This is a genomic window from Bradyrhizobium sp. IC4060 (genome assembly GCF_020193715.1).
Taxonomy (GTDB): Bacteria; Pseudomonadota; Alphaproteobacteria; order Rhizobiales; family Xanthobacteraceae; genus Bradyrhizobium; species Bradyrhizobium yuanmingense.
This window is the reverse complement of the sequence record NZ_JADYVJ010000023.1, coordinates 35945-61237: the sequence shown is the minus strand read 5'-3', so window position 1 is coordinate 61237 and position 25293 is coordinate 35945. Positions and strand designations below refer to the sequence as shown.

16 protein-coding genes, 2 pseudogenes and 1 riboswitch are annotated in these 25293 nt (G+C 57.1%); of the genes and pseudogenes, 12 read left to right on the top strand and 6 right to left on the bottom strand.

Annotated features, from left to right (window positions below; all coding sequences use genetic code 11):
• Window positions 1–441: 441 nt before the first annotated feature.
• Window positions 442–1146 carry a nodulate formation efficiency C protein gene (locus tag I6F16_RS35445; RefSeq protein WP_225137372.1) on the bottom strand — a complete coding sequence of 235 codons (705 nt, stop codon included), beginning with the start codon at window positions 1144–1146 and terminating at the stop codon, window positions 442–444.
• A gap of 979 nt (window positions 1147–2125) precedes the next feature.
• A riboswitch (cobalamin riboswitch) is annotated at window positions 2126–2330 on the top strand.
• Window positions 2331–2430: 100 nt separating this feature from the next.
• Between I6F16_RS35445 and metE the strand changes: the two genes are divergently transcribed.
• A complete protein-coding gene (gene metE / locus I6F16_RS35440; RefSeq protein WP_225174497.1) occupies window positions 2431–4776 on the top strand; it encodes a 5-methyltetrahydropteroyltriglutamate--homocysteine S-methyltransferase in 2346 nt (781 codons plus the stop codon).
• A gap of 514 nt (window positions 4777–5290) precedes the next feature.
• Here metE and I6F16_RS35435 read toward each other — a convergent pair.
• Complete coding sequence (locus I6F16_RS35435; RefSeq protein WP_162131276.1) at window positions 5291–5851, bottom strand: hypothetical protein; 561 nt, start codon at window positions 5849–5851, stop codon at window positions 5291–5293.
• 1467 nt (window positions 5852–7318) lie between these two features.
• On the opposite strand from I6F16_RS35435, the pseudogene I6F16_RS35430 reads away from it, so the two are divergent.
• From I6F16_RS35430 to cysN, 7 genes and pseudogenes are all read left to right on the top strand, one after another.
• Window positions 7319–7577, top strand: a pseudogene (locus tag I6F16_RS35430) (IS3 family transposase); the annotation flags it as partial.
• A gap of 154 nt (window positions 7578–7731) precedes the next feature.
• Window positions 7732–8022 (top strand): hypothetical protein, encoded by a 291-nt coding sequence (locus I6F16_RS35425; RefSeq protein ID WP_202801512.1) that lies wholly within the window; start codon window positions 7732–7734, stop codon window positions 8020–8022.
• Window positions 8019–8354, top strand: a complete 336-nt coding sequence (locus I6F16_RS35420; RefSeq protein WP_202948392.1) for a hypothetical protein — start codon at window positions 8019–8021, stop codon at window positions 8352–8354. Before I6F16_RS35425 ends, I6F16_RS35420 begins: the two co-directional genes overlap by 4 nt.
• A gap of 1640 nt (window positions 8355–9994) precedes the next feature.
• On the top strand, window positions 9995–10180 hold the full coding sequence (locus tag I6F16_RS35415) for a hypothetical protein (RefSeq protein WP_074448398.1): 186 nt from the start codon (window positions 9995–9997) through the stop codon (window positions 10178–10180).
• 790 nt (window positions 10181–10970) lie between these two features.
• Window positions 10971–12074, top strand: a complete 1104-nt coding sequence (locus tag I6F16_RS35410) for a sulfotransferase (protein WP_276574071.1) — start codon at window positions 10971–10973, stop codon at window positions 12072–12074.
• Window positions 12075–12284: 210 nt separating this feature from the next.
• A complete protein-coding gene (gene cysD / locus I6F16_RS35405; RefSeq protein ID WP_085969306.1) occupies window positions 12285–13241 on the top strand; it encodes a sulfate adenylyltransferase subunit CysD in 957 nt (318 codons plus the stop codon).
• On the top strand, window positions 13241–15124 hold the full coding sequence (cysN, locus tag I6F16_RS35400) for a sulfate adenylyltransferase subunit CysN (RefSeq protein ID WP_225174496.1): 1884 nt from the start codon (window positions 13241–13243) through the stop codon (window positions 15122–15124). Before cysD ends, cysN begins: the two co-directional genes overlap by 1 nt.
• 1341 nt (window positions 15125–16465) lie before the next feature.
• Here the strand turns inward: cysN and I6F16_RS35395 are convergent.
• Entirely contained in the window at window positions 16466–16918 is a 453-nt protein-coding gene (locus tag I6F16_RS35395; RefSeq protein ID WP_036016017.1) for an Lrp/AsnC family transcriptional regulator, read from the bottom strand.
• Window positions 16919–16959: 41 nt separating this feature from the next.
• On the opposite strand from I6F16_RS35395, the gene I6F16_RS35390 reads away from it, so the two are divergent.
• Window positions 16960–17646, top strand: a complete 687-nt coding sequence (locus I6F16_RS35390; RefSeq protein ID WP_225174495.1) for a LysE family translocator — start codon at window positions 16960–16962, stop codon at window positions 17644–17646.
• Between the two features lie 31 nt (window positions 17647–17677).
• Here the strand turns inward: I6F16_RS35390 and I6F16_RS35385 are convergent.
• The 3 genes and pseudogenes from I6F16_RS35385 to I6F16_RS35375 form a co-directional block, all read right to left on the bottom strand.
• A pseudogene (locus I6F16_RS35385) lies at window positions 17678–19217 on the bottom strand (IS66 family transposase).
• Window positions 19218–19313: 96 nt separating this feature from the next.
• Window positions 19314–19637 (bottom strand): IS66 family insertion sequence element accessory protein TnpB, encoded by a 324-nt coding sequence (gene tnpB / locus I6F16_RS35380; protein WP_225174494.1) that lies wholly within the window; start codon window positions 19635–19637, stop codon window positions 19314–19316.
• Window positions 19638–19707: 70 nt separating this feature from the next.
• Complete coding sequence (locus I6F16_RS35375) at window positions 19708–20019, bottom strand: transposase (RefSeq protein WP_225174493.1); 312 nt, start codon at window positions 20017–20019, stop codon at window positions 19708–19710.
• A 929-nt stretch (window positions 20020–20948) separates the two neighbouring features.
• On the opposite strand from I6F16_RS35375, the gene I6F16_RS35370 reads away from it, so the two are divergent.
• From I6F16_RS35370 to I6F16_RS35360, 3 genes are read left to right on the top strand one after another with little or no spacing between them, the layout of a single operon-like run.
• On the top strand, window positions 20949–23360 hold the full coding sequence (locus I6F16_RS35370; protein WP_249785726.1) for a 2-aminoethylphosphonate--pyruvate transaminase: 2412 nt from the start codon (window positions 20949–20951) through the stop codon (window positions 23358–23360).
• A gap of 31 nt (window positions 23361–23391) precedes the next feature.
• Window positions 23392–24450 carry a dhydrorhizobitoxine desaturase gene (gene rtxC, locus I6F16_RS35365; RefSeq protein WP_225174491.1) on the top strand — a complete coding sequence of 353 codons (1059 nt, stop codon included), beginning with the start codon at window positions 23392–23394 and terminating at the stop codon, window positions 24448–24450.
• The gene (locus I6F16_RS35360) at window positions 24447–25265 is read left to right on the top strand and encodes a gamma-glutamyl-gamma-aminobutyrate hydrolase family protein (protein ID WP_225174490.1); all 819 of its coding nucleotides are present in this window, start codon (window positions 24447–24449) and stop codon (window positions 25263–25265) included. Before rtxC ends, I6F16_RS35360 begins: the two co-directional genes overlap by 4 nt.
• Window positions 25266–25293 lie beyond the last annotated feature (28 nt).

Here is a 25293-nt window from a genome sequence, read left to right as displayed (position 1 = left end):
GCTGCAGCCCAGCTGCCGCGCAATCCGCTTCACACCCCACCCGCACGCCCTCAGGCGCAACATCTCCGCCACGTCATCCGGCGTCTTCATCACCTGCCCCCGTGGATCACTCCACGTCGAGCCTTCACTGATTCGTTCCTGCTTCATTCACTCTCTCCTCAGCTATCCGAGGAGGGGGCAATTCCTCATGACGCCGAGGGGGCAGTTTTCCATGGCGCGCGACAGCTAAGCTCGACACGTGGTGGAAGAACGCAATTGTGCTGCTCGACCTTCCTTACGGCGGGCCGAACTGCTGCGAGAAAGGCAGCGGGACTGTTGCGGAGCCGTAAACAACGCAACTGCAGAGCGCGTATGTCTTGCAGTTGGTACGAGGCGTTCGACCGTACGGCAGCTGCGGTGCGATGTTGCCCTGCGCGACCGTCTGCTAAGGCCTTCGCTCTCCTAGTCTTCCTCTTCCTTTGGCTCGGTCCGTTGGAACCAGGAGCCCGGAGGAAATTTCGCGATGCGCTTGGCAAAAGAGGATTGTGGCTCCCAATCTTGGCCTTCGCTCTTCTCGAAGGTGATGACCCCGTTGTGTGTAAAATAACGTGGTCCTTGGATATCGCAATTCACCAAGAGCAGAATGCGCCATAGATCGCCTTTCTCGTTCGGCTTGTCATTCTGCTTGGGTAAGTAGTCGACCCCAACAGGTTCAATGATAGTGCATCGGCCCTGCCGCAGAAGATCGCCGAGCCGGCCTTGCGGCGTAGTCACAAAGTTGAAGTTACTTGGATCATGCAGAAAGCTAAGATTTGCGTCCCTTTCACCATCTGCGACTTCTTTGGCGATCAGCGAGAGCGCTAGGGCACGCCAGCCCAATTCCATCGGCTTCGCATAGGTTGACGCAAGCTCAATCGTACCGTCGAGCGCGACTTTCCAGGTGATAGCGTACTGTTCGTCTGATTTGTTGTCTCGGTGCCTGGTCCACGAAACGAAAACATGGTCGTTTTCGCCAAGTTCAGCGACCCCCCACATCTGAGGGACGAACTGTGCCACCTTCGAGACATTGGAGATGATTTGTTCTATCGTCTCACCATCTTGCGCTCGCCACGTTGACTTGAGTCTTTCGACAAGTGGGTTGTCGCTGGCGCGAATAGTGTTACTCATGGCAGCCGGCCAGGCTAGGCAGATTAGAAGTCCGCCCATGCGAAGCCATAGCGCGGGTCTTCCCGACATTCTCTTCATAACCCTCGGCCTATCACGTTTCATCCGTACATCTTTCAAGGCGGGCAACCTTGAACCTGCTATGAGCGAGCGCAAGAAGTTTACGGAGACGCGACGGGGCACCCGCGGCTGTCCCGCGCGGGCAGGCGCTCCCCTCTATGTCACGCGCCGCTAACTTCCATAGCCAGCGACAGCGTCAATTGGCTGAGCTGGACATCCCCAGCAGAAGAGACTGGGCATGTCGAGGGGCTTGCATTCTTCGTGCCAGGCAGCAGGCGGAGATTTGCACGGGGTTTTATGTCCCTATTGTCGACTTTCCGACCTGCGCACGTTTCGATGTTTCCATTCAGTGTATCGGCGTAGTTTGTGCATCCTTGTCCCGCACAGATAGTTTGCGGAAGAGGTGAGCGCCTCGATGCCAAGTGCCTGATGAGATTCGACGGTGTGTTTGCCGTCATTGAACCGGGTGGTTCGCTAAAGTTGCCGTCGGCGTTCGGCCTACATGATGGCTGGCGATACGAAGCCGAGAAGTCTGGCTGGCACGAAAATCAACCTGCTCGCCGCGTATGTTGCTAGATTGCGCCTCCTGCCTTGACGTGTTCAATGGGGATCCTCTAGTCGAGAAAATAGCTGGCCAGCGGATGTGCTGGGCGAACCGCTGGAAATCGGAAGCCGCATCGAATGCATTCTGCTCGAAACGGCGGTAATCGCCGCTACGCGGGCTGGTTTTGTCCCTTCATTGATGGGGCGGGCGGCGTCGCCTCAAGGCAGCTCCGAGTCGCACTCCGACATCTGACAAGGACATCTCTGATTGCGACAGCTCTGTTTAGAGAATCATAGAGATGGACGGTCATTCGCCTAGTAGATGTCGCAGATAGCGTGGCACATAATCTGAGAGGTTGACGGAAGAGTCCTCCTGCCGATAATCCAAGCTCGTCGAGGTTCTCCGAATCCCACTTGATCCGGAGCTAAGAGGGAAGCCGGTCCAAATGCCGGCGCTGCCCCCGCAACTGTGAGCGGCGAGCTACTGTCCAACGATGTCACTGAAGCCCGCACGGCTTTGGGAAGGCCGGACAGCAGCGATGAGCCAGCGAGCCAGGAGACCTGCCCCGACGATAGATTGGTCCACGGGCGGGGTGTCTCGGTGGTGCGCCAAGCAGCCGTCGCGCGCGCGACTTCCTCTGCCTGCGTCCGCCATGGCCTCTGTCCCCAACAGGGGTTAACACTATGTCTCTTCTCTCTCTTCCGGTTGCTACGCTCGGTACGCCACGCATCGGTCCAAGGCGTGAGCTCAAATTCGCTCTTGAAAGCTACTGGGCCGGAAAGATCAGCGAACAGCAGTTGCTCGAGGACGCATCCGGCCTGCGCGCAGCGAACTGGGCTCGTCAGAAGTCTCTCGGCGTCACGGTCATTCCGTCGAATGACTTCTCGCTGTATGATCAGGTGCTCGATACAAGTGTCATGGTTGGCGCTATCCCGGAGATCTACGCCTCGAAAGGAGAATCCGTTTCCCTCAAGACGTACTTCGCCATGGCTCGCGGATCACAATGCGACGATCAGGATGCGAGTTGCGGTCTGGGCCCGCGGGGGTCTGGCGCACCCGCGCAGGAAATGACTAAGTGGTTTGATACCAACTACCACTACATGGTTCCCGAGTTTTACAAGGGACAGGGGTTCAGACTTTGCTCTCGCAAACCCATTGAAGAGTATGTGGAAGCAAAGGCTCTAGGCTTTCAAACCCGCCCTGTCCTGATCGGGCCCGTCACATTCCTAAATCTCGGTAAGAGTGCCGATAGCGCGTTCCAGCCCCTCTCCCTACTGGATGATTTGATACCGGTCTATATCGACGTTCTGCATGAATTGGCCGAACGAGGGGCAAGTTGGGTTCAGTTTGACGAGCCCTGCCTGGTCCTTGATCTGGACGAAGCGGTGCGAAAATCATTGCTACATGCCTATAACCGGTTCGCAAAGGAGGGACCGGCTATCAAGATCATGGTTGCCAGCTATTTCGGCGAGCTAGGCGACAATCTGGATACCGCATTGAGCCTCCCGGTTTCCGGTCTGCACTTTGATCTAGTTCGAGCGCCAGAGTTGTTGGATAAGATCGTCGCTGTCGGCCGAAGTGATCTCGTCATGTCGCTCGGGGTCATCGACGGCCGGAATGTATGGCGGTCGAACTTGTCGTCCCTTCGTCAGCGGCTGGAGCCCGCGATTGCGAAGCTCGGCAAGCACCGTGTACAGCTCGCTCCATCCTGCTCGCTGCTTCACGTGCCGGTCGATGTTGAACTCGAGACCGGGCTCACGTCCGACGTCAAGAGCTGGCTTGCTTTCTCTGTTCAGAAGATGCGTGAGCTTGCGATCCTGGCGCGAGCACTCGCTGGCGACCAAAATGTTGGGCTCGCTCTTGCCGATTCGGAATGCGCTGCGACTGCCCGCCGGACTTCGCCGAAGATCCATGATGCCAATGTCGCTACCCGGATGAGGGCGATCGACCAGACGATGCGCAGGCGCGCAAGCCCATTTGCCCGTCGTTCCGAGATCCAAAGGGCGCGCTTTGGACTACCAGCTTTTCCCACCACGACAATCGGATCGTTTCCGCAGACCAGAGAGGTTCGAAATGCTCGTGCGGCGCATGCGCTAGGCGCGATGAGCGACGAACAATACGGCAGGTTCATCAAGGAGGAGATAGCCCGCGCCGTACGTTGGCAGGAGGACATCGGTCTTGACGTCCTCGTGCACGGCGAATTTGAGCGCAATGACATGGTGCAGTACTTTGGCGAGCAACTCGGCGGCTTCCTATTTACCAGGAAGGGATGGGTACAGTCTTATGGTTCGCGCTGCGTCAGGCCCCCGATCCTGTTTGGCGATGTAGTGCGGTCGAAGCCGATCACTGTGGACTGGTGGTGCTATGCGCAATCACTAACTAGCAAGCCGATGAAGGCGATGTTGACCGGACCGGTGACGATCCTGAACTGGTCGTTTGTTCGCGATGATATTCCTCGAAGCGAGGTCTGCCGTCAGCTGGCGCTCGCGATCCGCGACGAAGTCCGCGATCTCGAGAATGCCGGTGCGGCCATGATCCAGATCGACGAAGCGGCACTCCGCGAAGGATTGCCCTTGCGCCGATCGGAGTGGAAGGCATATCTCGATTGGGCCGGAGAGTGCTTCCGCATTTGCTCATCGGGCGTTGCCGATCAAACGCAAATTCATACACATATGTGCTACTCAGAGTTTAACGACATCATCGGTGCGATCGCTGCAATGGATGCGGATGTCATTTCGATCGAAACGTCGCGATCGAAAATGGAGCTACTGGACGCATTCAGCAAGTACGACTATCCAAATCAAATCGGACCGGGCGTGTACGACATCCACTCTCCACGCGTTCCCGAGGTGGGCGAAATGCAGGAGCTGATGGTACTGGCTCGGACGCGTTTGCAGGAATGGCAGCTCTGGGTCAATCCGGACTGCGGCCTAAAAACGCGCAACTGGGAGGAGGTTCGACCTGCGCTAACCAACATGGTCGCTGCCGCCCGCGAACTGCGTGCAGCATCCGATCCGCAAAACCATTGATCCCGCGCTCGGGTCTGTTCTCGACCAAGCGAATTTGCTTGTGGTCATTTGCGCTCTCCGCAATCTCGAGCAAGCCTTGGGGCCAACCAAAATGCCAGGCCCCAGTTGGTGGTCCGAAGGAGGTGAACCCGGAGGAACGACGCTGACGCGTCGCGCTACTTGGCCGAGAGAGAATAGCCGACGGTTCATCAAGGCGAGAAACATTCGCCGAAAATATGGACTCATATCGACACATTTATCGTTGTTAATTATGACGTGGTAAGCGATCGTTTGGTCTGAGAGTCAAAATCTACACAGAGGTGTGTCGCTCGCGAGTACATTGGGAACGGTTGCGACAGCAATGCGAGGAGTGATGCCGGACGGTCACCGCAAGCCCCCACCACAATCGGTCCGCTCGGACATGTTTCCCGTCAGGCGCTCTCATTCAGGAAACTCTAGATAGTTTCCGACGAGAGGACGCCGAACCCAGTTCCTGCCTCAACTCACGCCAATCTATTGTGCAGGATGGCCGCCGCTATCCGAGCCAGATACGCCAATGCGTCGGCTGCACGGCGACGTGCTCTCCGGTATTCGCGTTGATCCATCCGCCGAACACCCGGCGACAAGGAAAGACCACCCGGTGAATTGAATTGCCCTCGATCACGGCAATCTCCAGATCCTGATCGAAGGGCGGCATGATTTCGAGCCGCTCCCAGATCGAATCGCCATTAGATCCTGGACGAAGTTCATCGCTGCGAGCTGACAAATTTAGACAACCTTGTGAACATTGCGAACATCGCTTGGTTTCCGCGCGAACAGGCTCTGCCCGATTAGACCGGACGGCGCGCGGTATCGATGGCGTGAGCCGCGGCAGAGGGCTATCGGCCGTCGCATCGTTGGTACGGAACACGGTCCGCTCGCGAACCGAAATATTTAGATTTCCGCCGGGAAACAAGGCCTGAGCTTCAGTCGAATCGATCTGGGTCAGCTCAAGACCTCGGCTGTTGGTATTTGTAACTGTTCTGCACGAACTAAACTGGTCTGCAGCTCCAGCAATCCGGCCCGCGGCGGGGTAGATGGTCCGGCTTTCCGTCATGTCACATCTCTTGTTGGTGACACATCTCCGTGTTCTGCAGCGTCATGGCGTGGGTGTGCGGGCGACCTCAGCCGCGCTCTCGCGCGCGTACCACGCGCTCCAGCGAGCGCGCGAAGACGCCGGATTCGGTTGACACCATTAGAATGAACGTAGCTTCGCTCGGAGCCCATAATCGGGCCTGTCCGCAGGTCGATAAAGTAGACGCCATCGCAAGCGGCGCAACTTATCATGTGCAGGTCATCGACCCGCGGCTCGGCTGCGTCCGGAAGGAGTCCTAAAAAGTGATCGCTGGTACCCGGACATGAAAGCATCATGGGCTCAAGTCGTTCTTTCCGCCATGCGTATGACCTTACTAGAAGATGACTGCTATCAGGACGGAGTCGCCGCAGCATTGATGCGGGTCAAAAGGCCAGTCCATCCGGAGTGGTTGAGCTCGAGCGGCAGCTACGTGCCACAGACGCCCGCGTTGGCAGTCGACATGTCCGAACTCGGGAGTCCGCCAGGGCCTCGCACTCTCTGCAAGACGCCAGCGTGTTGATTTGAGGCGCAACTCACGCTCCAAGGGTTACGGCAGCATTTTTCCTCATTGCTCCGTGCACGCGGATGGTCAAACGATTGTTCGCCTTTCATTGTCGGTAGCCTTGCCGGGGCTGATCCCACCCTTAGGGTTTGGCACTGAAGTCCGGACCTGGGCTCGTGGAAACGTGGGCTGCGACAAGCCTTATGATCGGCTTTGCTGTGGCGGCGGCTGGTGGACTGTCGGATGCAAGATCGGGGTTCCTTGCCTGATTGCTGCACGATCGCCTGCGCGTATAGTGCCTCGCCGCCGCATATGGAAAATCTGCACGCGCGCGCCTGCAATGCTAGTGCATGTTGCCCTCGATCGTCTCTGCGAGACAATCCTCGATCAAACACTTGATTTTCCCGGTCGTCGGCATGAGGCTCCTGAGAGGCGCTGCCCCTCGGCTCAAAGCGTCGTGCGATAAGGCAGGTAGGACAGACAGGCCATCCCTGTTCTTCGCGACAATAAGCGGCTCGCGCCGCGCTGTTACATCTGGATCTATCTTCGGACGAGCGGACAGACCTCTTGGGGTGCTGCTTGAGGCAGATCAAGTACTCTCGGTGCGAATGGCAGAATAGTAGATAAGCGAACCACGGGAAGAGAGGGGCATGCCTTCATTTAATGTTCGGTTTATTAAGACCGTTTGTGACGATACTGGCGGCGAGCATCGTGCGTGCCAGGCAGCATTCAAGGTCGATGCCGCCTCCCTGAGTGCTGCTGCTCAGCAGGCGGAGACTGATTTTTGCAAGCAAAAGAGTGTCCGCGATTGGACAATCTTCGCCGATGTGTTGGAGCTTCGAACCTCACCTGCATTAGCTAATCCATCCAATCAGCCTTTCGAGGATCCCCAAGGACGAGCTTCTCATGAGCAAGCAAGGGTTTCGCCCTTCCTGAGATTTCCACGAAAGCGGGACATCTTCACCGACCAAGGCTCGTAGTTCACGGGCCCGACGTTCACCAGCGTGCTCGCCAGTCATGGCATCCCCCTTGCTTGCCCGGCGCGACAACGAATTCGTCGAGCATGCCTATGAGACTGTGTCCGACGCCCGCGTCTCGGGCGGACGATACCTCGCCTTCTACAATGGCCGGCGTCCGCCTTCGAGCCTTGGCGGCGGCGCTCCGGATCAAGCTTACTTCCGGCCGCTGCCATTCCGTGCGGTAGCCTTACTATGGCAGACGCTCCACTTACACAATCGGCACAGATCGGCAGTCGGTCTGTGGAATCCTGAAGGCACGGCCAATACCGGAAGCGTGACCTTAAATTCGTACGACGAGGGGTCGAAAGTGAAGGAAGTCGTGGTGGGTACGGCCACCAATCATGCGGCTCACGATCGCGAACTCTCTTGCGATCTATTCTCTTATATCAATCTTAAGCTTCGCTGGGAGTGGTATTGTCCGCGTTCTCTCGTCGGCGGCAGCAGGTACGCAAGCTGGCGCACGGGTCCGCCACCGAATCCAGGACCGCTATCTCGACGAACTGAATGAGGACGTCGAAGGAATTGTGAACCCGTTGCGGGAGCTTAACGTGAAGGTGCATCGACCGATGACCCTTTGCTCGTGCGGTCTTGAAAAGGTGGCTGATTATTTGCCAGAAGCAATGCGCAAGTGATAGTCGCGCCCGAACCACTCAAAAATGGTTCCCCAGCTTACGACGATGACGATCTGCCGTTGTCCAGTCTTTACATAGATATCAACGTCCTTTCGGTCCCTCCTGACGTCGTTTTAGTCAACGACGCCTGCCCCGAACTGGCCCGGATCCTTGAACACAGTCGCTTTCCGGTCATACCGGCTCGGCACCGCCATAGGTGGATCTTTATTTGCTTTACTCTCGACACGGTCCGCGAAGACGGGACGGAGGATTTCTTCAACTATACCGGCGATAAACGTAATCGTCTGCTTCCCGAGGCGGCGCCTCGTAAAGCCATTGCTTGGGAAGCCTGATAGCTGGCGAGGGTGTGCTCGCTAGGACTGGTCAAGGTTATGCTGCATCAACTAGTTGCCAGAACCAAAAAACTGTAGCGTAGGTTCCGCAAAGCCGCAAAGTAGCTGAGTCAATTAGATGTACTCTCGCCACGTTTCAGGCCGACGATCGGCGAGTGCGCCTGTCAGCGGACCCTAAGTTGGGACGTGAACACGCTCACATCTTGCGCCACCATCGTGCCCGTGACGGTCTTGACGTATCAGGACGGGAGCTTTCGAATGTCATTTGATCGTCCAGTGACTTTAAGGGAGACTGTTGCTTCGATGTCACCAAACCGATGAACGGCCGGTCTACGCTCGTGCGACAAAAGACACCACATGTTCGATATCTATTTGAACCAAAGACACGATCTTTTGGTCATTCCGACAGGCTTTGGGATCCCCGCGGGATTGGACGGCAATTGGAAGAGAAAGAAGCGGGCGGTTCGTTCCGTGAGCGACGTCATTCGTCAAGATGTACAACAGCGTGGTTACCACCGACGTCGTTTGATCTCGTACCGGTCCAAGGCGACACTTGAGACCTCGTCACACTCCTAGTCAACGCAGCTATCTAATGCTGAACCGTTCTTCGGAAACTTCGGGCAGGATGTGGCCGATGCCGTCGAAAGCGGTGCTTACCGCGGCGACAGCAGGCGGGTGTCGCGCATTGGGCTTAAGGAGGAAGCTTTCTTTTGAAGGCGGGGCGCGCCTCTGGAGCTTACCGCAAAATAGGCGTTGTCGGGCTTTTCCTTGGGTCAAGGGCGTGTGCGTGAGTTTTCAGCTGTCTACCTCAAGATGCTGCCGGCCAGCCGCACGGTCGGGCAAGCATCGAAGTCGTTAAGCAGCATTGGCTATCTGTATAGCAGCGGCCCGGAGTGGCCAGCTCGTATGAAGCGCAGCGCAGCCGCGCGCCCCAACTCGGTATTTTCGGCCAAAGCTGATGCGGGAGGCCGGGTGCTGGATCCTCACCGAGGAGGGAAGGGAATATTTTGAGACGCTCGAACACTTAGATCGGTGTGCTATGCAGGCGTAGGTTGAGCGACAAATCGCGCAACAGCCGAAAGCTGAGCAACCGCCCCTTTGACTTCGCAGGTGGGAACGAACGCGGGCAGAAAGCGCCCCACGGCAAGCGATTGAGCCCACGTAAACCGCTGCCGGCGTGACGGTCAGCCGATCACCCCCTTGCTGATGGTGATGTACTCAACTACACCTCGAAGTTCACATTTGGAAACAGTGGCGTTGTAATGGGTATTGCGAAGTTGTTCAACGCGGCTAGGGATATTGGCTTGATTTAACCTGAGGGATGGAGAATCTGGCCTCTTCATGCACATCAGCGTGGTCGAGACGACGGTCGGCTAAACTGATCTCGGGGTTGGCTTACTCATTCCAGAGAGTGTCAGTTGCTTAGCTGCGAATAGAAGGGCGTTGATTGGAACGTTCTCAGAGCGCGAGGTGTATATGAAGTTTACAGTTCCACAGTTGTACTAGCCCAGACGTCTCGCGTTTGGAAGGCATGACCAAGTTATACGCTGGCGCCACTTCTATCATATTGTCTGTTTTTTGCGGTCGTCGTGCCGTGAAAACTATGCTACAAGCCGCTCCTCTCAAAAGGAGCATTCATCGTGAAGAAAGCAACCAAGAAACGCGTTAAGCGGCGCGAATGGACGAGGGCAGATATCAAGGAGCTCAAAGTCCATTCGAAGGCCCGAACCCCGGTCATAAAAATAGCAAAGATGACCAAACGCAGCGTCGGTGCGCTCCGCCAGAAGGCCTTGCATCTTGGAATCGGGCTCGGACACCAACGGTAGTTTTGAGCAGCGCTGGTACTGGCGCGATAGGGCGGCTCGCTGGGCCGCCCTCAGTACCCATAGAAATTTTGTCGGAAATTAGCTTTACGGATCCGCGCTGAGAGAGTGTTTGGATCCTGGTTCACTGTCGCGGTGGGAGCTCCAGCATCCTCTCATTATTGACGGACTATCTTAGACGTGGTCTCAACGGTTGTGACCAATCGGCAGTGAAGACATTACCTTGGTGATGGCCCAATCGAGGATCTCCCACATGAACGGCCGATCCAGTGTGTTGGCCGACCAACGGCGGTGCTCACTGGAAGTAGCGTCTGGATCGCTACCGCGCTGAGAAGATTGCTGCGTCCTGCCATGTGTGATGTCCGCGTTATAGTCTGCTTCTTTGCAGCACTCCGCTCATATGCCTACGTTTGTGTATGCCGAGCCTCAGCAACGTGCATGTCGCAGTTACCTCTTCAATGCCCCAGCGCATGATGTGCCGCGCGCGGTCTTTGGCAAACGTCCGTATAGTTCTTTTCAACCTTTGCTATATTTGCAGTCAATCTTCGTGCAATTGAGCTGTTGCTTGATTTCGTTTTATCGGTCGAGCAATCGGGGAAGCGATTGCAGTTATCGTTCTGTGATCCCGCCCGATCGGACTGAACGGGTCTCAAGTCATGAGTGGCAGACAAAATTCTTGTCCTTTCGACTCCTTGTACGCAAGCGGTTGCCCCCATGTGATCCGGCGGCCGGCTTTGTTTCGCCCAATCGAGCTAGCGCCGACAGATGGCGCTTGCCAAGCACGAGTGTCTGAATGATGAGCGGACGTTTTGGTCGTTCACCTGAGGTGTGCTTTCTCCTTGGTCTTCCACGATCCGGGACCACACTCCTGGCACATTTGCTGCAGCTCCATCCAGACATTGTGGCTCCGCCTGAACCCTGGTTAATGCTGGCGCTTGAAGCAATTGGCAAGGTGGATCGGCGTCATCCGGCCGGCAGCTCTCTAATTGAGGCCGCCACCTCCGAATTCTTGGGACGGATAGATCGCACGATCGTTAGCCGCGCTTTTGCAGATGCAGCATACGATCAGTATCTGGCAAAAGCGGGTAAGCGCATCATCATAGATAAGACACCACGCTATTGGACGGCACTTGAATTTGTTGAATCCGTCTATCCGGAATCGCCACACATCCTTCTGATGCGCAATCCCTACGCCATCGCCGCTTCACTGAAATCGACGTGGGGCATCCCACTGCGGGCAGAAAGCGCGCAGCCGGTGAGCGTATCCAGTCTCGCTGACCTCATGCTTCGACTGCCCGATGGCATAATATCTTCACTGGCCGATTTGGTTTTGGGTCTTCCTAGGCTCGCCGCGCAACGTATTCGCCCGCAGACTCATTTGGTGCAATACGAACTGCTCGTGGCGCACCCGGACCAGGAAATCCAGCGTCTACTGACAGCGCTCGGCTGTGATCCAGGAGGCGTCGCATCGGCGAGCATGGGACGAGTAGATTATCTTCAGTCCAGCAGCTTTGGAGACCGAAAAATCCTGGAACGAAACACCATCGACGAAAGCTCTGTCAAATCATGGCAATCTCAATTGAGCGTCGAAGAGATGCAAACCGTGACCGATCTGGTCGGTGCCGAGCTTTTGGTGGAACTCGGATATGAGCAGGAACTGCTGCATGCCCAGAAAGCCGGAGTTCTGGACAGGGGACGGGAAGTAACCGAACTCTATCGTCGGATATTCCGAACCTGGTGGGATTTGCGAAGTGCCAAGGCGGGAGGACTGTCCGGCTTATCTCACGCTGGAGAGTCGGCCCACACTACTTGGAACATTTCGGAGAACCGGGACGTAGCTATCGAGATGTTGCGAGGCGAGGTCGCGCGGCTTGAGCAGATCCTCGGGAGCTCCTAAGGACTCTGAATGCTTGTGATCAAGCCACGCTGGTTGATTTAGCCAACTTAACCGGCACGCTGATCTCCGATCAGGTGTGCCGCACGCCGGCCGTACGAGCGGCAGAATGCGATATGCTGCCGCGTCCGAAGTGTGCTGTCGAACGGGTCTTGGCCTCATTGACGAGCCGTGCGCCTTGGCCGGCCATTTCTGCCGCGGATATTCCCCGCTCTGGGCTGGAGCCATAGAGCGGCGAAGAACAGAGATCCTGCACCGAAAACAAGATATATGCTGCCAAAACATCTGCACCGTCTCGAAGCTGAATCGATAGAAATCATGCGTGATGTGGTCGCCGAGTTCAAAAGGCCCGTCATGCTTTACTCCATCGGAAAAGATTCAAGCGTTTTGCTACACCTTGCGATCAAGGCGTTCTATCCGGCAAAAATACCTTTCCCCCTGCTTCACGTCGATACGACCTGGAAGTTCCGCGAGATGATCAGCTTCCGAGACGCGACAGCCAGGCGGCTCGGCCTCGACCTGATTGTCCATGTCAACAAGGACGGCAGCGCGCGTGGGATCAATCCGATCGATTCCGGCTCCGCGCTACATACCCAGGTGATGAAAACGGACGCGCTGAAACAGGCGCTCGACCTCCACGGATTTGATGCCGCCTTTGGCGGAGCCCGGCGCGATGAGGAAAGGAGTCGCGCGAAAGAACGGATACTCTCCTTCCGTTCGGCCGGACATGTATGGGACCCCCGTAATCAACGGCCGGAGCTCTGGAGCCTATTCAACACACGGATTCGCCAGGGCGAAACCATGCGCGTGTTTGCGATGTCAAACTGGACCGAGCTCGAGGTGTGGGAATACATCATGATCGAGAAAATTCCGGTCGTTCCGCTCTACTTCGCAAAACGAAGACCGATAGTGCATCGAAATGGTGCGATGATCATGGTTGACGACGAGCGATTGCCGCTTAACTGCGACGAGACGCCGGAAATGCGGATGATCCGCTTTCGCACCCTTGGATGTTATCCCTTGAGCGGGGCTATCGAATCCGATGCGACGACGATCGAAGGTATCGTCGCAGAAATGCAGACCGCGACCGTGTCGGAGCGCCAGGGGCGCCTAATTGACACCGATGAAGCCGCTTCAATGGAGAAGAAGAAGCGGGAAGGCTACTTTTGATGTTTACAGAGCCGACAACGGAACCGGTTCCGGCCCGGACGAAGGATCAGTTACGATTCATCACATGTGGCTCGGTGGACGACGGTAAATCGACGCTGATCGGCCGATTACTGCACGACAGCAAGATGATCTACCACGATCAGATCACGGCGCTGGAACGCGACAGCATCAAGTACGGTAGCACCGGGGATAACATCGACTTCGCGCTGCTTGTGGACGGCCTCGAGGCCGAACGGGAGCAGGGCATTACGATCGATGTTGCCTACCGCTTCTTCACTACGCCGCGGCGCTCCTTCATGGTGGCCGATACTCCCGGCCATGAGCAGTATACCCGCAATATGGCTACCGGCGCCTCGCAAGCCCAGCTCGCCATTATCCTGATCGATGCCCGCAAAGGCGTGATGGTTCAGACGCGCCGCCACTCCTTTATCTGTGCGCTGCTCGGTATTCGTCATATCGTGCTGGCAGTGAACAAGATCGATCTTGTCGCATACGACAAGGAGTGCTTCGATCGGATCGCGTGCGACTATATGGCCTTCGCCGCCGGTCTCGGCTTCACCTCGATCGTTCCGATCCCGATCTCGGCGCGATACGGCGACAACGTCGTAGACCGCTCCGCGCGTGCCGACTGGTATCGTGGTCCCTGCCTGCTTGAATATTTGGAGAGCATTGACATCCAGTCCGGCACCGCAAGCCAGGCTTTCCGCTTTCCGGTACAATGGGTGAACCGGCCAAATCCGGATTTTCGGGGCTATGCCGGGACGGTGGTTTCGGGGAGGATCTCGGCGGGGGATGAGATCATTGTCGCCACGTCGGGACGGACCACGCGCATCAAGCGGATCGTGACCCACGGTGGCGACCTTGTCGGCGCCGAAGCCGGGGATGCGGTGACCATTACACTGGAAGACGAAATTGATATCGGCCGCGGCGACATTCTGTCCCGACCGGACGATCAACCGAAGGTCGCCGACCAATTCGCTGCTTATGTGATTTGGATGGACGAGGAGCCGCTCGCTCCCGGACGCAATTACATCCTGCGGATCGGATCGCAGACGATTTCCGGCAGCATTACCGAAATTCGGCATCGGATCGACGTCAACACTTGTGCGCATCTGGCCGCCGGGATGGTTTCGTTGAACGAGATCGCCTTCTGTAATGTTGCGACCACAATGCCCGCAGTATTCGATGCTTATGACGTCAATCGGAAGACCGGATCATTCATCGTCATCGATCGTTACACCAATCGTACGGCGGGGGCCGGCATGATTGCCGTTCCGCTGCGGCAGACCGCCAATATTGCTAGGCAAGCCCTATCCGTGGATAGGAGGGAACGTGCCGCGCTCAAGAATCAGAAGCCTTGCGTCATTTGGTTCACCGGCCTGTCCGGCGCGGGAAAGTCGGCGATTGCGAACCTCGTTGATCAAAAGCTGTTTGCGATGTCGCGGCATACAATGCTGCTGGATGGCGACAACCTCCGACACGGATTAAGCGCCGATCTGGGCTTCTCGGAGGCGGACCGCGTGGAGAACATTCGGCGTGTCGGTGAAGTTGCCAAGTTGATGGCCGACAGCGGCTTGATTGTGATCTGCTCGTTCATCTCGCCCACGAGAGCCGAACGGGACAGGGTGCGCATCCTTGTTGGCGACGAAGAGTTCATAGAAGTCTTTGTCGATACGCCGATCGAGGAATGCGCGCGGCGAGACCCGAAAGGGCTGTACTCAATGGCGAAATCAGGCAACATCAAGAACTTCACCGGAATCGACGCCTGCTACGAGGCACCAGAAACACCGGATATTCATCTCAGGACCATGGAGCAGAACCTAGAGCATTCAGCGAAAGCGGTAGTGGATGTCTTGATAGCGCGCTCAATTCTTGATGGTTAGATGTGCTCGCGCCACGTCATCAATTCGCACAATATCCTGCCGGCGCGGCTCAGGCGGGACCTGCGGTCAAACTTTTCGCTCGAAAGGAACAGAATGGTCGCACCCTCTCGTGTACTCCCAGCTTCCGGTTATGTGCTCGAAGTGGATGGTCAATTCAAAACCGAGTACGCGAGCAAGGATGGAGCGGTGGAGCTCAAGAGACGCCGTCCCATGCTGCAGATCAGAGTCTACGATGCGGTGAGAAAGGCCAGAGAGGAAGTCCGACTTCCACTAGGTTGAGGGGGGTGCTTCGCGCTTCTTGCTGCGCGTGCGGCCAAGGACACGCCGATCTGCCTTTAAAGCCGCGCCGGGGCCGCGGACTCGGGCGGCTTTACTCTCCCGCAGAGTACGAAGCGCGGGCCGCGGTTTTCCGGGGCTGGCTATCCGGCGAGCCTGGGCTTACTCCAGGTATATTGATCAATCTGAAGCGAGCAATCGGTCGCGATCCATCCTGTCGTGACCTATGGTAACGTCCGGCAAGCTTGCTTCCTTTTGGCCGCCGCTCGTAGGCGAACACGGTCGGCGTACGCCCAGCGCCTTCATCGCGAGGCAACGCTGCCGCGACCATTAGCCATCCTGCGCTACGGAGCTCCGTTGCGTGTTCGCGTCATGCTCCAGTCCTCCTTCCATCGTGTTGCCATGAAGGCGGCCATTGACGCGACCGAAAAGTTAAGGGAGCTCATCGCTGGCCAAGCGACAAAGAATGATCTCTCGATGAGCCGCTCTGGTCAGCCATCGACGCGCTCGACCGCACTTTAGATCGCGTAGAACGCGAGTGCACATCAACGAGCGGGCCTGCGGAGGAATCAAAGCGAGCAGAACGGCTCGGAAGTGACTATCCTCGAACCAGAGTGCCTCATGGGCGAGGTACTTGCGCTCACCGAGTGCCGGTGATGGGTGGCTCGCCGGCTGAGGCGTTTGAGCGCCGTAAATCACCGTACCTTCGCCGCCATGATCGCCCGGTGAGATGTCTCGCGGCGAGCGGCGTGTAGTAGCGAACAATGGATTCTGCCGACGATCGATTTGAAAGATGGACCTGCACCACTCATCTGGACTCGGCTCGACGCACTCCCAGCAAATCAGGACAACATGCTCTGTCGCACGGCTGCTCGCCGAAAGGTACCTACTGATCCTTGCTAAGCGGCCAGCAAGGATCGCTCAATCATCATCAACTCGAACTCGACCGCAGGCAGCAAAGTCCTCTCGAGTCAACCGCAAGGGCCTGATAACAGCAAAGCGATGCAGGAGTGATCTCGCCGGCAACGCGGAGAAGCGTAAGCGGTGTTTTCCTCCCACCTGAGATCAGATCGGGAATGGTCGGCTCGGGATTACACTTTTCATCACCAACGTCGAATTGAGGCGCATGACGTGTGGCAGGGCGAGAAGGCTGTCGTCGTACAGTCTTTGGAATGTAGCTAGGTCCTTGCTGACGACGTGAAGCATGTAATCAGGCTCACCGAAGAGTCGCTGGGCTTGGACTATCTCGGGCACCCCGAGCAGCGCCTTCTCGAACGCCAACACGTTTTCTCTGCTCCCCTCGCGAAGAGTCGCATAAACAATAGCCGCAAACCCAAGGCCCAGCTTCGATGGCTCTACGGAGGCTCTGTAATCCGTTATCACTCCGGCTTCTTCCAGCGCTCTCAATCGACGATGGCAAGGCGAAAGGCTTAAACCGACGCGCTCCGCTAAGTCGGTAGCAGAAATGCGTCCTTCGCGTTGAAGAATAGCAAGTATCTTGCGGTCAATTGCGTCCATGCGAGAGAATATGCCTCAGATCGCTCGTTCATTGCAATAATTTGGGAGCACATTTCGCCAGCGACGCCGTAAAAATCCGCATCTCGCAATCAGAGGTGCATGAGATGGAAATCGGTTTGGTCGCCGCCTTTTGGGCTTTGTCGCTGTCACTTGTCCTGACACCAGGAGCCGATTGGGCTTACGCGATATCGGCAGGCATGAAGGATCGTGCGATAGTGCCTGCCGTGGCTGGAATGTTGCTGGGGTACGTAGCAATCACGACAGTAGTAGCCGCTGGTGTGGGAGCCATCGTCGCCAGCGTGCCGTCTGTCCTAACTGGGCTTACACTGATCGGCGCGGCCTACTTGCTCTATCTTGGGCTTGCGGTTTCACGGAGCCCGCCCCTTCCGGAAGCAGGTCAACAGCAGACAGGAAGTTGGTATCAGTGGCTGACGCGCGGCTTTGGTATCAGCGGCATCAACCCTAAAGCGCTGCTGCTCTTCCTGGCCATCCTACCGCAGTTCACCAGTCGTCTGTCTACGTGGCCGATATCGGCACAAATCGCCTTGCTGGGCGTAGTTCACATAATCAATTGTGCCGTGATTTACACAGCAGTGTCGGCCACCTCACGTGCTGTCCTTCGAACCAGACCACGCATTGCTCGGCTGGTCGCACAAGCTTCCGGTGTCGCGATGATTACTATCGCAATCGTGCTTATTGTCGAACAGCTATCACAGTTCAGCAGGTGACTGCTCGTTCGATCAGGGCATCCTGCAAACTTTAGCCATTTGTCCGCCGCGAATAGTTCCACGGCATCAGCACGTCGATATGCATCTGCCTGTGCCCGTTTACGATGGCGGTGAGTGTGGAGGACAGGTAGGCGAACGGATCGACGGCATTGAGTTTGCACGTTTCGATGAGTGAGGCGATGGTCGCCCAGTTCTCCGCTCCTGCATCGTGTCCGGCAAAGAGGGCATTCTTCCGGTTCAACGCAATCGGCCTGATGGTGCGCTCAACCGTATTGTTGTCGATCTCGATCCGGCCGTCAGTCAGGAAGACGCAAAGGCCATCCCAGTGTTTGGCGATATAGGCCAACGCCTCACCGAGCGGCGACTTGCCCGCGACACGGGCGCGATGATGCGTCAGCCAAACCCTCATGTCCGCGATTAGCGGCGCTGATCGTTCCTGCCGCCCGGCGAGCGAGCTTGTGCGGAACCGCGCAGTTCTGCCTCGATCCGATAGAGTTCACCGATCCGCTTCAAGCCTTCGTCGGCAATCGGCGCTGATCCGGTGCGAGTGATCTCGACCAGTTTACGACAAGCATGCGCCCAACAATAGGCAAGTTGGATGTTCGGCCCAACACGATCCGGCGCGATCAGCCGATTATATCCGGCATAACCATCCACCTGAAGGATGCCCGTAAATCCTCGCAATATCCGCTCGGCATGTAGCCCGCCGCGACCGGGTGCATAGGTGAAGGCTATCCCCGGCGGCGCACCTCCGTCCCACGGTCGATCATCACGGGCCAGCGCCCAGAAGTATCCTGTCTTGGTTTTACGAGAACCTGGATCAAGCACCGGCGCACGGGTCTCGTCCATGAAGAGCTTCGTTGACCGCATCAGGTCCGCAAGCAAGGCATCGAAAACCGGACGCAGTTCGAAAGCTGCCCGACCAACCCAGTCGGCGAGTGTTGAGCGGTCGAGATCAATCCCCTGGCGGTTCATGATCTGGGCCTGGCGGTAGAGCGGCAGATGATCGGCATACTTGGACACCAGCACATGCGCGATGGTCGCCTCGGTCGGCAATCCTGCATGGATCATCGTGCAGGTGCTGGAGCCTGCGCTACGCCGTCGGTACAGGCACGGCAGGCGTATTTTGGACGATGAGTAACGATGACACGGAACTGCGCAGGGATGACATCCAGCCGCTCGGATACGTCCTCCCCTATGCAATGCAGGCCACCGCCACAGTTGCAGATCAAGCTCTCCGGCTGGATGATCTCTTCGACACGAGGAAGGTGGGCGGGAAGAGAGCCACGATTGGCGGCGCGAGATTTGGGGCTCGGTTTGCCCGAGGGGCTATCGGCTTCATCTTCGGCATGGATGGCCGCTATGGCGGTTTCCAGGTCTTCCAATGCGAGATCGAATTGCTCGGGATCAGACTTCTCGGACTTGCGCCCAAAGGCAGCCTGCTTGAAGGCGGCGACCAGCTTGTCTAGCCGTTCGATCCGATCATCCTTGCGGACTTCACGCGCTTGAGCTGCGAGCAGCATCGCCTTCAAGGCAGCAATATCGTCCGGCAAATCGGCGGCGTCCAACATGCCGGAAGTTTGTCAAACTCTACCTCTGTTCGCCGTCCGGATTTCTCGCTCGAGTCATCGTGCCGCACCTATTCGATTGCGGTCGGTGCTCTTGCCTCAACGGTACGAACCCGACGCCAGTCGAGCCCGCAAACAGCGCCTCGAACTGGGCAGCCCAAGGGTCATCAGACCGTCCCTGATATCTCGCCAAGTGAACGTGTGCTCCTCCAGCCGCTTGTAGGCCATCACCAGACCGCTGCCATCCCAGTAGATCAGCTTCAGGCGGTCCGCTTTGCGGGATCGGAATACGAAGACCGTTCCTGTGAACGGTTCCTTGTGCAGCTCGTTCTTTACCAGCGCCGCTAATCCGTCGTGACCCTTGCGGAAATCGACGGACTTGGTCGCCACCATGATCCGAACGCGGTTTGACGGAAAGATCATGAGGAACCTGCGCATGCAAGCGCGACAGAGGCGATCCGGGCGGCAGATGCGTCTTCTTCCAGACGGATCGTCACAGAGCCGAAGAGAATCTCGGGGCGGTTGGCTTTCTTGAGCGGCGGCTCCGAAATGGGGGCTCGACGATGACCGCTGCGAACTCCGCCGCGTCCTCGGGTTGTGGCAGAACCAGCTTGCCCTGCCGCGCCATCGTCCGCCAGGTGGAAAGGTGGTTCGGCTTCAGGCCGTAGCGCTCTGCGACTTCATTCACCAACGCTCCGGGCCGAAGGCTCTCCGAAACGATCTGCGCCTTGATCTCGTCCGGCCAATGCCGATGCGGCTCACGTCCAGACTTTCTGGTCGTGAGAAACTCCAATGTACTCTCCATGGAGAAATTCCCGTTGCTCGTCCATGGATAGGCGATCACAGATCACGGCGGCGAGGACAACGTGGGAGCGGAACATCGGTTACCGTAAACGGGCCGATTAGCCCTCACTGCGGTCCAGCTCGCGCTTGCAGGCGGAATGCTTACGATAGGTCCAAATTGAACTCTCAAACGATTCAACCGCGCTGTGAATCCTCTGTCCTCTGCTGCTTACGTCAGCTTGTCGCCGCCAAATGAGAGTACGTCAGGAAAATTTACGTGAGAAAATCCCCGGAGAGGGTTGAACCGCCCGTAACGTCAAGTTGTACGATCTCCGAAATAGACATCAGCGTCCCAGATCCTCCAACCAGCGACGGAGTGCAAATGTATCAAGTCCAAAGCAACGCATTAGACTCCCGCTGCGAACCACGATCATCGAGTGTGCCAGGCATTGATAATCCGGGCACGTCGTCTCCTGGCTGCATCGCCTTGCTAGCGTAAAGCGTGCCTGACCGGACAGGCTCACACGTAAATTGTCCGCAGACTGGCGCTTCATAGCTGCAAGAGGGCGATCGCGCGCAAGCTTGCACAGACGTGACAGTGGATGAGAGCGAACGTCGGCGCCGGTTGCGCCCGAGTGCTTAGTGCCAAAGGCTATTTGGGAGGTCTGAAGGGCATCAATGAGGAGCTTTGTGAAACATCGCTCTCCATCCGCGATGAGATATGGAAGTTTTCATCCGACAGCCTTTTCGGGCGCCGACGCGAAACGCGTCCACGATACATGTCGCTTCATTCGAAGCTGTTGATGAGAAACGGGGCGCGCGCCACGGCGCTCCCTGCTGTGCGTACTCCAGGTCATCGACCAATACAATGTTAGGAGGAATGGTTTGACAAGACAGCGGTCTTTGCTGACGCCTGGTCCATTATCGTTATCGCTGGCGGTCAGGAGCCAGATGCAGCTTGATCTCGCGTCTCGCGATGACGAGTTCAAGGAGGTGACCGCCTGCATGAGGCGGCTGATGCTCAACTTGCTGGGAAACGCTGAGGAATATTCGGTGGTGCCTATTCAAGGAGGTGGCTCCTTTGCAATGGAGGCGGCCCTCTCTTCATTTGTGTCCCGAGCCCACAGGCCGCTCGTTTGCGTAAACGGCATCTATGGCGAGCGCATTCTACAAATTTTGCGGCTGTGGGGTGTCGAAGCACTGAAGCTTGTCAAGCGCGCGACCGATCCGTTGGATCCGGAAGAGATCGGCGAGTATCTGAGCCGAAATCCCGGCGTTACGCACCTGTGTTTCGTGCATTGTGAGACGACGACCGGAATCGTCAATCCGCTGCACGAGATCGTGGAGGTGGCGAGGCGAGGTGGCGTAAAGACCATCATCGATGGGATGAGTTCCTTCGGCGCCCTCAATATCGATCTGAGCCAGCGTGGACCTGACGTACTGGTCACATCGAGCAACAAGTGCATAGAAGGGCCGCCGGGAGTTGCGTTTGTCATCGCCTCGCGCGAGCTGCTGGAGAATGCGACTCAAGAACCGAGATCGTTTGTGCTCGATGTGAGAGATCAATGGCGCTCGCTCGAGCGCACGGGTGAGTGGCGGTCGACCCCTCCAACCCACGTCGTTCAGGCAACGACAATGGCTTTGAAGATTCTGCACGAGGAAGGCATCGATGCCAGGCGCTTCAGGTACGAGAAGGTCAGAGACGACCTCATCAAGGAACTCGAAGGGATAGTGGCTCCGCTGTTGTCCCCCGAGTTGCAGTCGCCGGTCTGTGTTGCGTTCAGTGCGCCGTCCGGAATAGTGGACCAGCCAGGATTCGATGGGCTGTATCGCCACTTGGCGGCCCATAATCTTTACGTCTACTCGAAGCTGCATCTTGCGACGCGGAGCTTTCGGGTCGGTTGCATTGGGCAAATCCAATCCAGCTGGATTGAGCAGTTGGGATGCGCCTTTCGTACATATTTCCGGTCCGGTCAGGCCCGGTCAGCAAGGCCGGCGTCGGGCCAAGAGGCATATGGGGCGCGCGTAAAGATGCCGGCTCAATCAGTTGGGGACCGGCAGCTGCGGCTTTCCGCCGAGACTGCTGTTCTGCATGCGGGCTATCGACGCGACCCGGTGACAAAAGCCGTCGCAGTGCCGATTTACCAGAATACAGCTTATGAACTCGATGGCGATCTAAATCACATCGCTGACGTCTACAACGTCAAGGCGGATGGGTTCACCTACACGAGGATTATCAATCCGACGACCCGCGCGCTGGAGAAGCGCTACGCCGCTGTCGACATGGGCAGCGATTCGCTCGCCGTTGCGTCAGGTCAAGCGGCGACGTTCCTTGCTATCATCAACCTTTCAAGTGGCGAAGTAGGGGACAATATTGTTGCCTCTCCGTATCTATATGGCAATACCTGGAACCTGCTCCACAACACCTTAAAGCGTTTGGGAATCAGCGTGAGGACAGCAGATCCCCGAAGGCCCGAGACGTTCGAACGTGCCATTGATGATCGCACGATTTGCCTGTTCGGAGAGGTAATTTCGAATCCCTGTCTGATTCCGCTCCCGGTCAAACAGCTGGCGGAAATCGGCCGAAGGTACGGCGTGCCTCTGGTCGTAGACAATACGACCACGCCGCTGGTATGTCGGCCGTCAGACCTGGGCGCCGCAGTTACGACGTACTCTGCAACAAAGTATATATCCGGTCATGGCACGACCCTCGGCGGACTAATCGTTGACAGCGGCAAATTTAGCTATCGGGGAGCCTCCCGCTTTCCCTTGTTCAACGGTCCCGACGAAGCGCATGGCGGAATTGTCTGGCACAACGCTGTGCGCGATGTCGATGATCTAGGAAAGAGCGAGTTTCTCCTCAAGGCTCGCATGACCTGGTTGCGCGATACGGGTGCAGCCATCGCCCCGTTTGCGAGCTTTCAACTGATCCAAGGGCTTGAAACGCTGCCGCTTCGCATGAAGCAGCACTGCGCGAATGCCAGGATCGTCGCCGGCGTTCTAAAGGAGCATCCTAAAGTGCGTCGCGTCTTCTACCCGGGGCTCTTTGAGGGCGCCGATCGGGAAATCGTCGATCAGACACTCAACACCGAATACGGACATGGGGCGATGGTCATGTTCGAAGTGGAAGACGAGCTGGCCGGGCGCAAGTTCATCCAGAACGTTGACTTGATGTATCACGTTTCTAATGTGGGAGATGCCCGCACGCTCGTGACTCATCCTGTCTCGACGACCCACACCACTGTCCCGCGGGAAAAGCGCGAAGCGGCCGGCATATTTGGCGGTTCAATCCGGCTTTGTGTCGGCATCGAAGATGTTAACGACATCTTGCGCGATCTGGACAAGGCGCTTTCCGCAATCTGACAACCTGCAAGGCGATCAGGAAGAGGTTCTCATGAATCAGGCAGACGCTTGGAAACTGAGGTCATCACGCTATGAGGCCGTTCAATTCAGTCGGGAGATCAATAAGCAGCTTTCGGAGCTAAGGCCGGACAACATCACGGGGGCCGCCTACATTGCGAAAGATTACGCTGTCATCACAGCGTGCACGCTTGCGACCGTGTCTGTCTCGTGGTGGTTCTACCCGCTGGCCGTTCTCCTGATCGGTGCCTATCAACGCGGATTGACAACCATCGCTCACGATGCGGCTCACCGCACGCTCGCGAAGAATACGACCTGGAACTATGTGCTGGGCATTCTGTTCGCTTCCTATCCCTTGTTCCAACGCCACTGGGCCTACCGGATCTCACATGTCTACTTGCATCATCCCTATCTCGGCGACCCGGACAAGGATCCCGACCTGAAGTTTTTCCTGGCCAGCGGCGTCTACGATGTGCAGCCTCCAGAGAGATACGCTTTCAACATCATCTGGAAGCCGATCTTCGGCGGCGCGACAGTAGCGTATCTGAAGTATCTTTGGACTAATCGGTTTTCGATCGAAGAGACCGAAGAGCAGAGCCGCTCAGGCATACTTGTCGACAGGTATGGCTTCTATCTGTTCTGGTTCAGCATCCTGGCCGGATCATATGCTCTTGGTCTGCTCCATATCGTCGTCCTGTTTTGGATCGTGCCCTATCTCACCACGTTTCAGGTTCTCGGCTGGTTTATCGAACTCGCTGAGCACTCACCCATGTGCGAGACAGAGACGCAGAACGTCTATCTCACCAGGAATAGGAAAGGAAGCTTCCTCGAGCGAGCCATCCTGGGACAGAATCTGGATGAGTACCACCTTGAGCATCACCTTTCACCCGGCATCCCGTTTTGGCTGTTGCGCAAGGCTCAGAAAATCCGAATGCAGGATCCGAACTACGCGAAGGTCGCCGCCACCTGGGGCGGGCTCTTTGTCAAGGGACCTCAAGGTCAACCTAGCGTCATAACTCAGTTGAAAGAGCGAAATCGACGGCTGTATGAGCAGCCCGTTGCCGGGGTTCGCACGCGAGGCAAGGTGGCGTGAGGTTGCAACAGCCCGAGCGCACCCAAGCCGTTGTCGCCGTCACTTCGAACCGTCTTCTGGTCGATGGTGTGCATCGCGACTGGTTACGGCGCAAGTACGTGCAGGCACTCCATCGTCATGCGGGAGTGGCTTGTGTCATATTGCCGACCGTCGACGCGGAAGATGCTATGGAGGAGGTCGCCCCGGCCATCATGCGCCGGCTCGACGGTCTGGTCTTGACAGGCGATGAATCAAACGTGGACCCCGCAGTCCTGTCAGCGCCCGCATCCTTTGCGGATCCTGATCGGCGGGATGTTGAGCCTGGGATCCTTGACCGTCCCCGGGACAGGCTCTCTGCCGTAGCCATAGAGAGCGCCATCGCCCTCGGAATGCCTATTCTGGGCATCTGCCGTGGGCTTCAGGAACTCAACGTCTATTTCGGCGGAACACTCCGCCCATCGCTTGCGGAGTGGAGCCGAGAAAGCGGCGCCATGCATGCCGAGAAGCCAGATCGTCCCAGGGACCGTCAGTACGATGCCGCGCACTGCGTCAGGATATCATCCTATGGCGCACTGTTTCCAATCGCGCGGACGATCGAAGCGCAAGTCAACTCGCTGCACAATCAAGGCATCGAGGCACTTGCCCCAGCGCTAAGGCGCGAGGCGTGGGCGCCTGACGGTCTGGTCGAGGCAGCTTCAGTGATTGGCGCTCCGACGCTGCAAATCGGTGTGCAATGGCACCCCGAATGGCACGTCTCAACCGACCTCCTCAGCAAGCAACTGTTCAAAGCATTTGGAGAGGCGTGTGTTGGGTACTGCCGGACTAAGAAGGGCTAGAGGCAGATCGTGATTTTGCAAACGAAAC

Bases quoted from the DNA above. Each gene is read 5' to 3' on its own strand.
- I6F16_RS35445 (WP_225137372.1), bottom strand. From the start codon at position 1,146: ATGAGTAACACTATTCGCGCCAGCGACAACCCACTTGTCGAAAGACTC.
- metE (WP_225174497.1), top strand. From the start codon at position 2,431: ATGTCTCTTCTCTCTCTTCCGGTTGCTACGCTCGGTACGCCACGCATC.
- I6F16_RS35435 (WP_162131276.1), bottom strand. From the start codon at position 5,851: ATGACGGAAAGCCGGACCATCTACCCCGCCGCGGGCCGGATTGCTGGA.
- I6F16_RS35425 (WP_202801512.1), top strand. From the start codon at position 7,732: ATGCGGCTCACGATCGCGAACTCTCTTGCGATCTATTCTCTTATATCA.
- I6F16_RS35410 (WP_276574071.1), top strand. From the start codon at position 10,971: ATGATGAGCGGACGTTTTGGTCGTTCACCTGAGGTGTGCTTTCTCCTT.
- cysN (WP_225174496.1), top strand. From the start codon at position 13,241: ATGTTTACAGAGCCGACAACGGAACCGGTTCCGGCCCGGACGAAGGAT.
- I6F16_RS35395 (WP_036016017.1), bottom strand. From the start codon at position 16,918: ATGGACGCAATTGACCGCAAGATACTTGCTATTCTTCAACGCGAAGGA.
- tnpB (WP_225174494.1), bottom strand. From the start codon at position 19,637: ATGATCTTTCCGTCAAACCGCGTTCGGATCATGGTGGCGACCAAGTCC.
- I6F16_RS35375 (WP_225174493.1), bottom strand. From the start codon at position 20,019: ATGGAGAGTACATTGGAGTTTCTCACGACCAGAAAGTCTGGACGTGAG.
- I6F16_RS35370 (WP_249785726.1), top strand. From the start codon at position 20,949: ATGCAGCTTGATCTCGCGTCTCGCGATGACGAGTTCAAGGAGGTGACC.
- rtxC (WP_225174491.1), top strand. From the start codon at position 23,392: ATGAATCAGGCAGACGCTTGGAAACTGAGGTCATCACGCTATGAGGCC.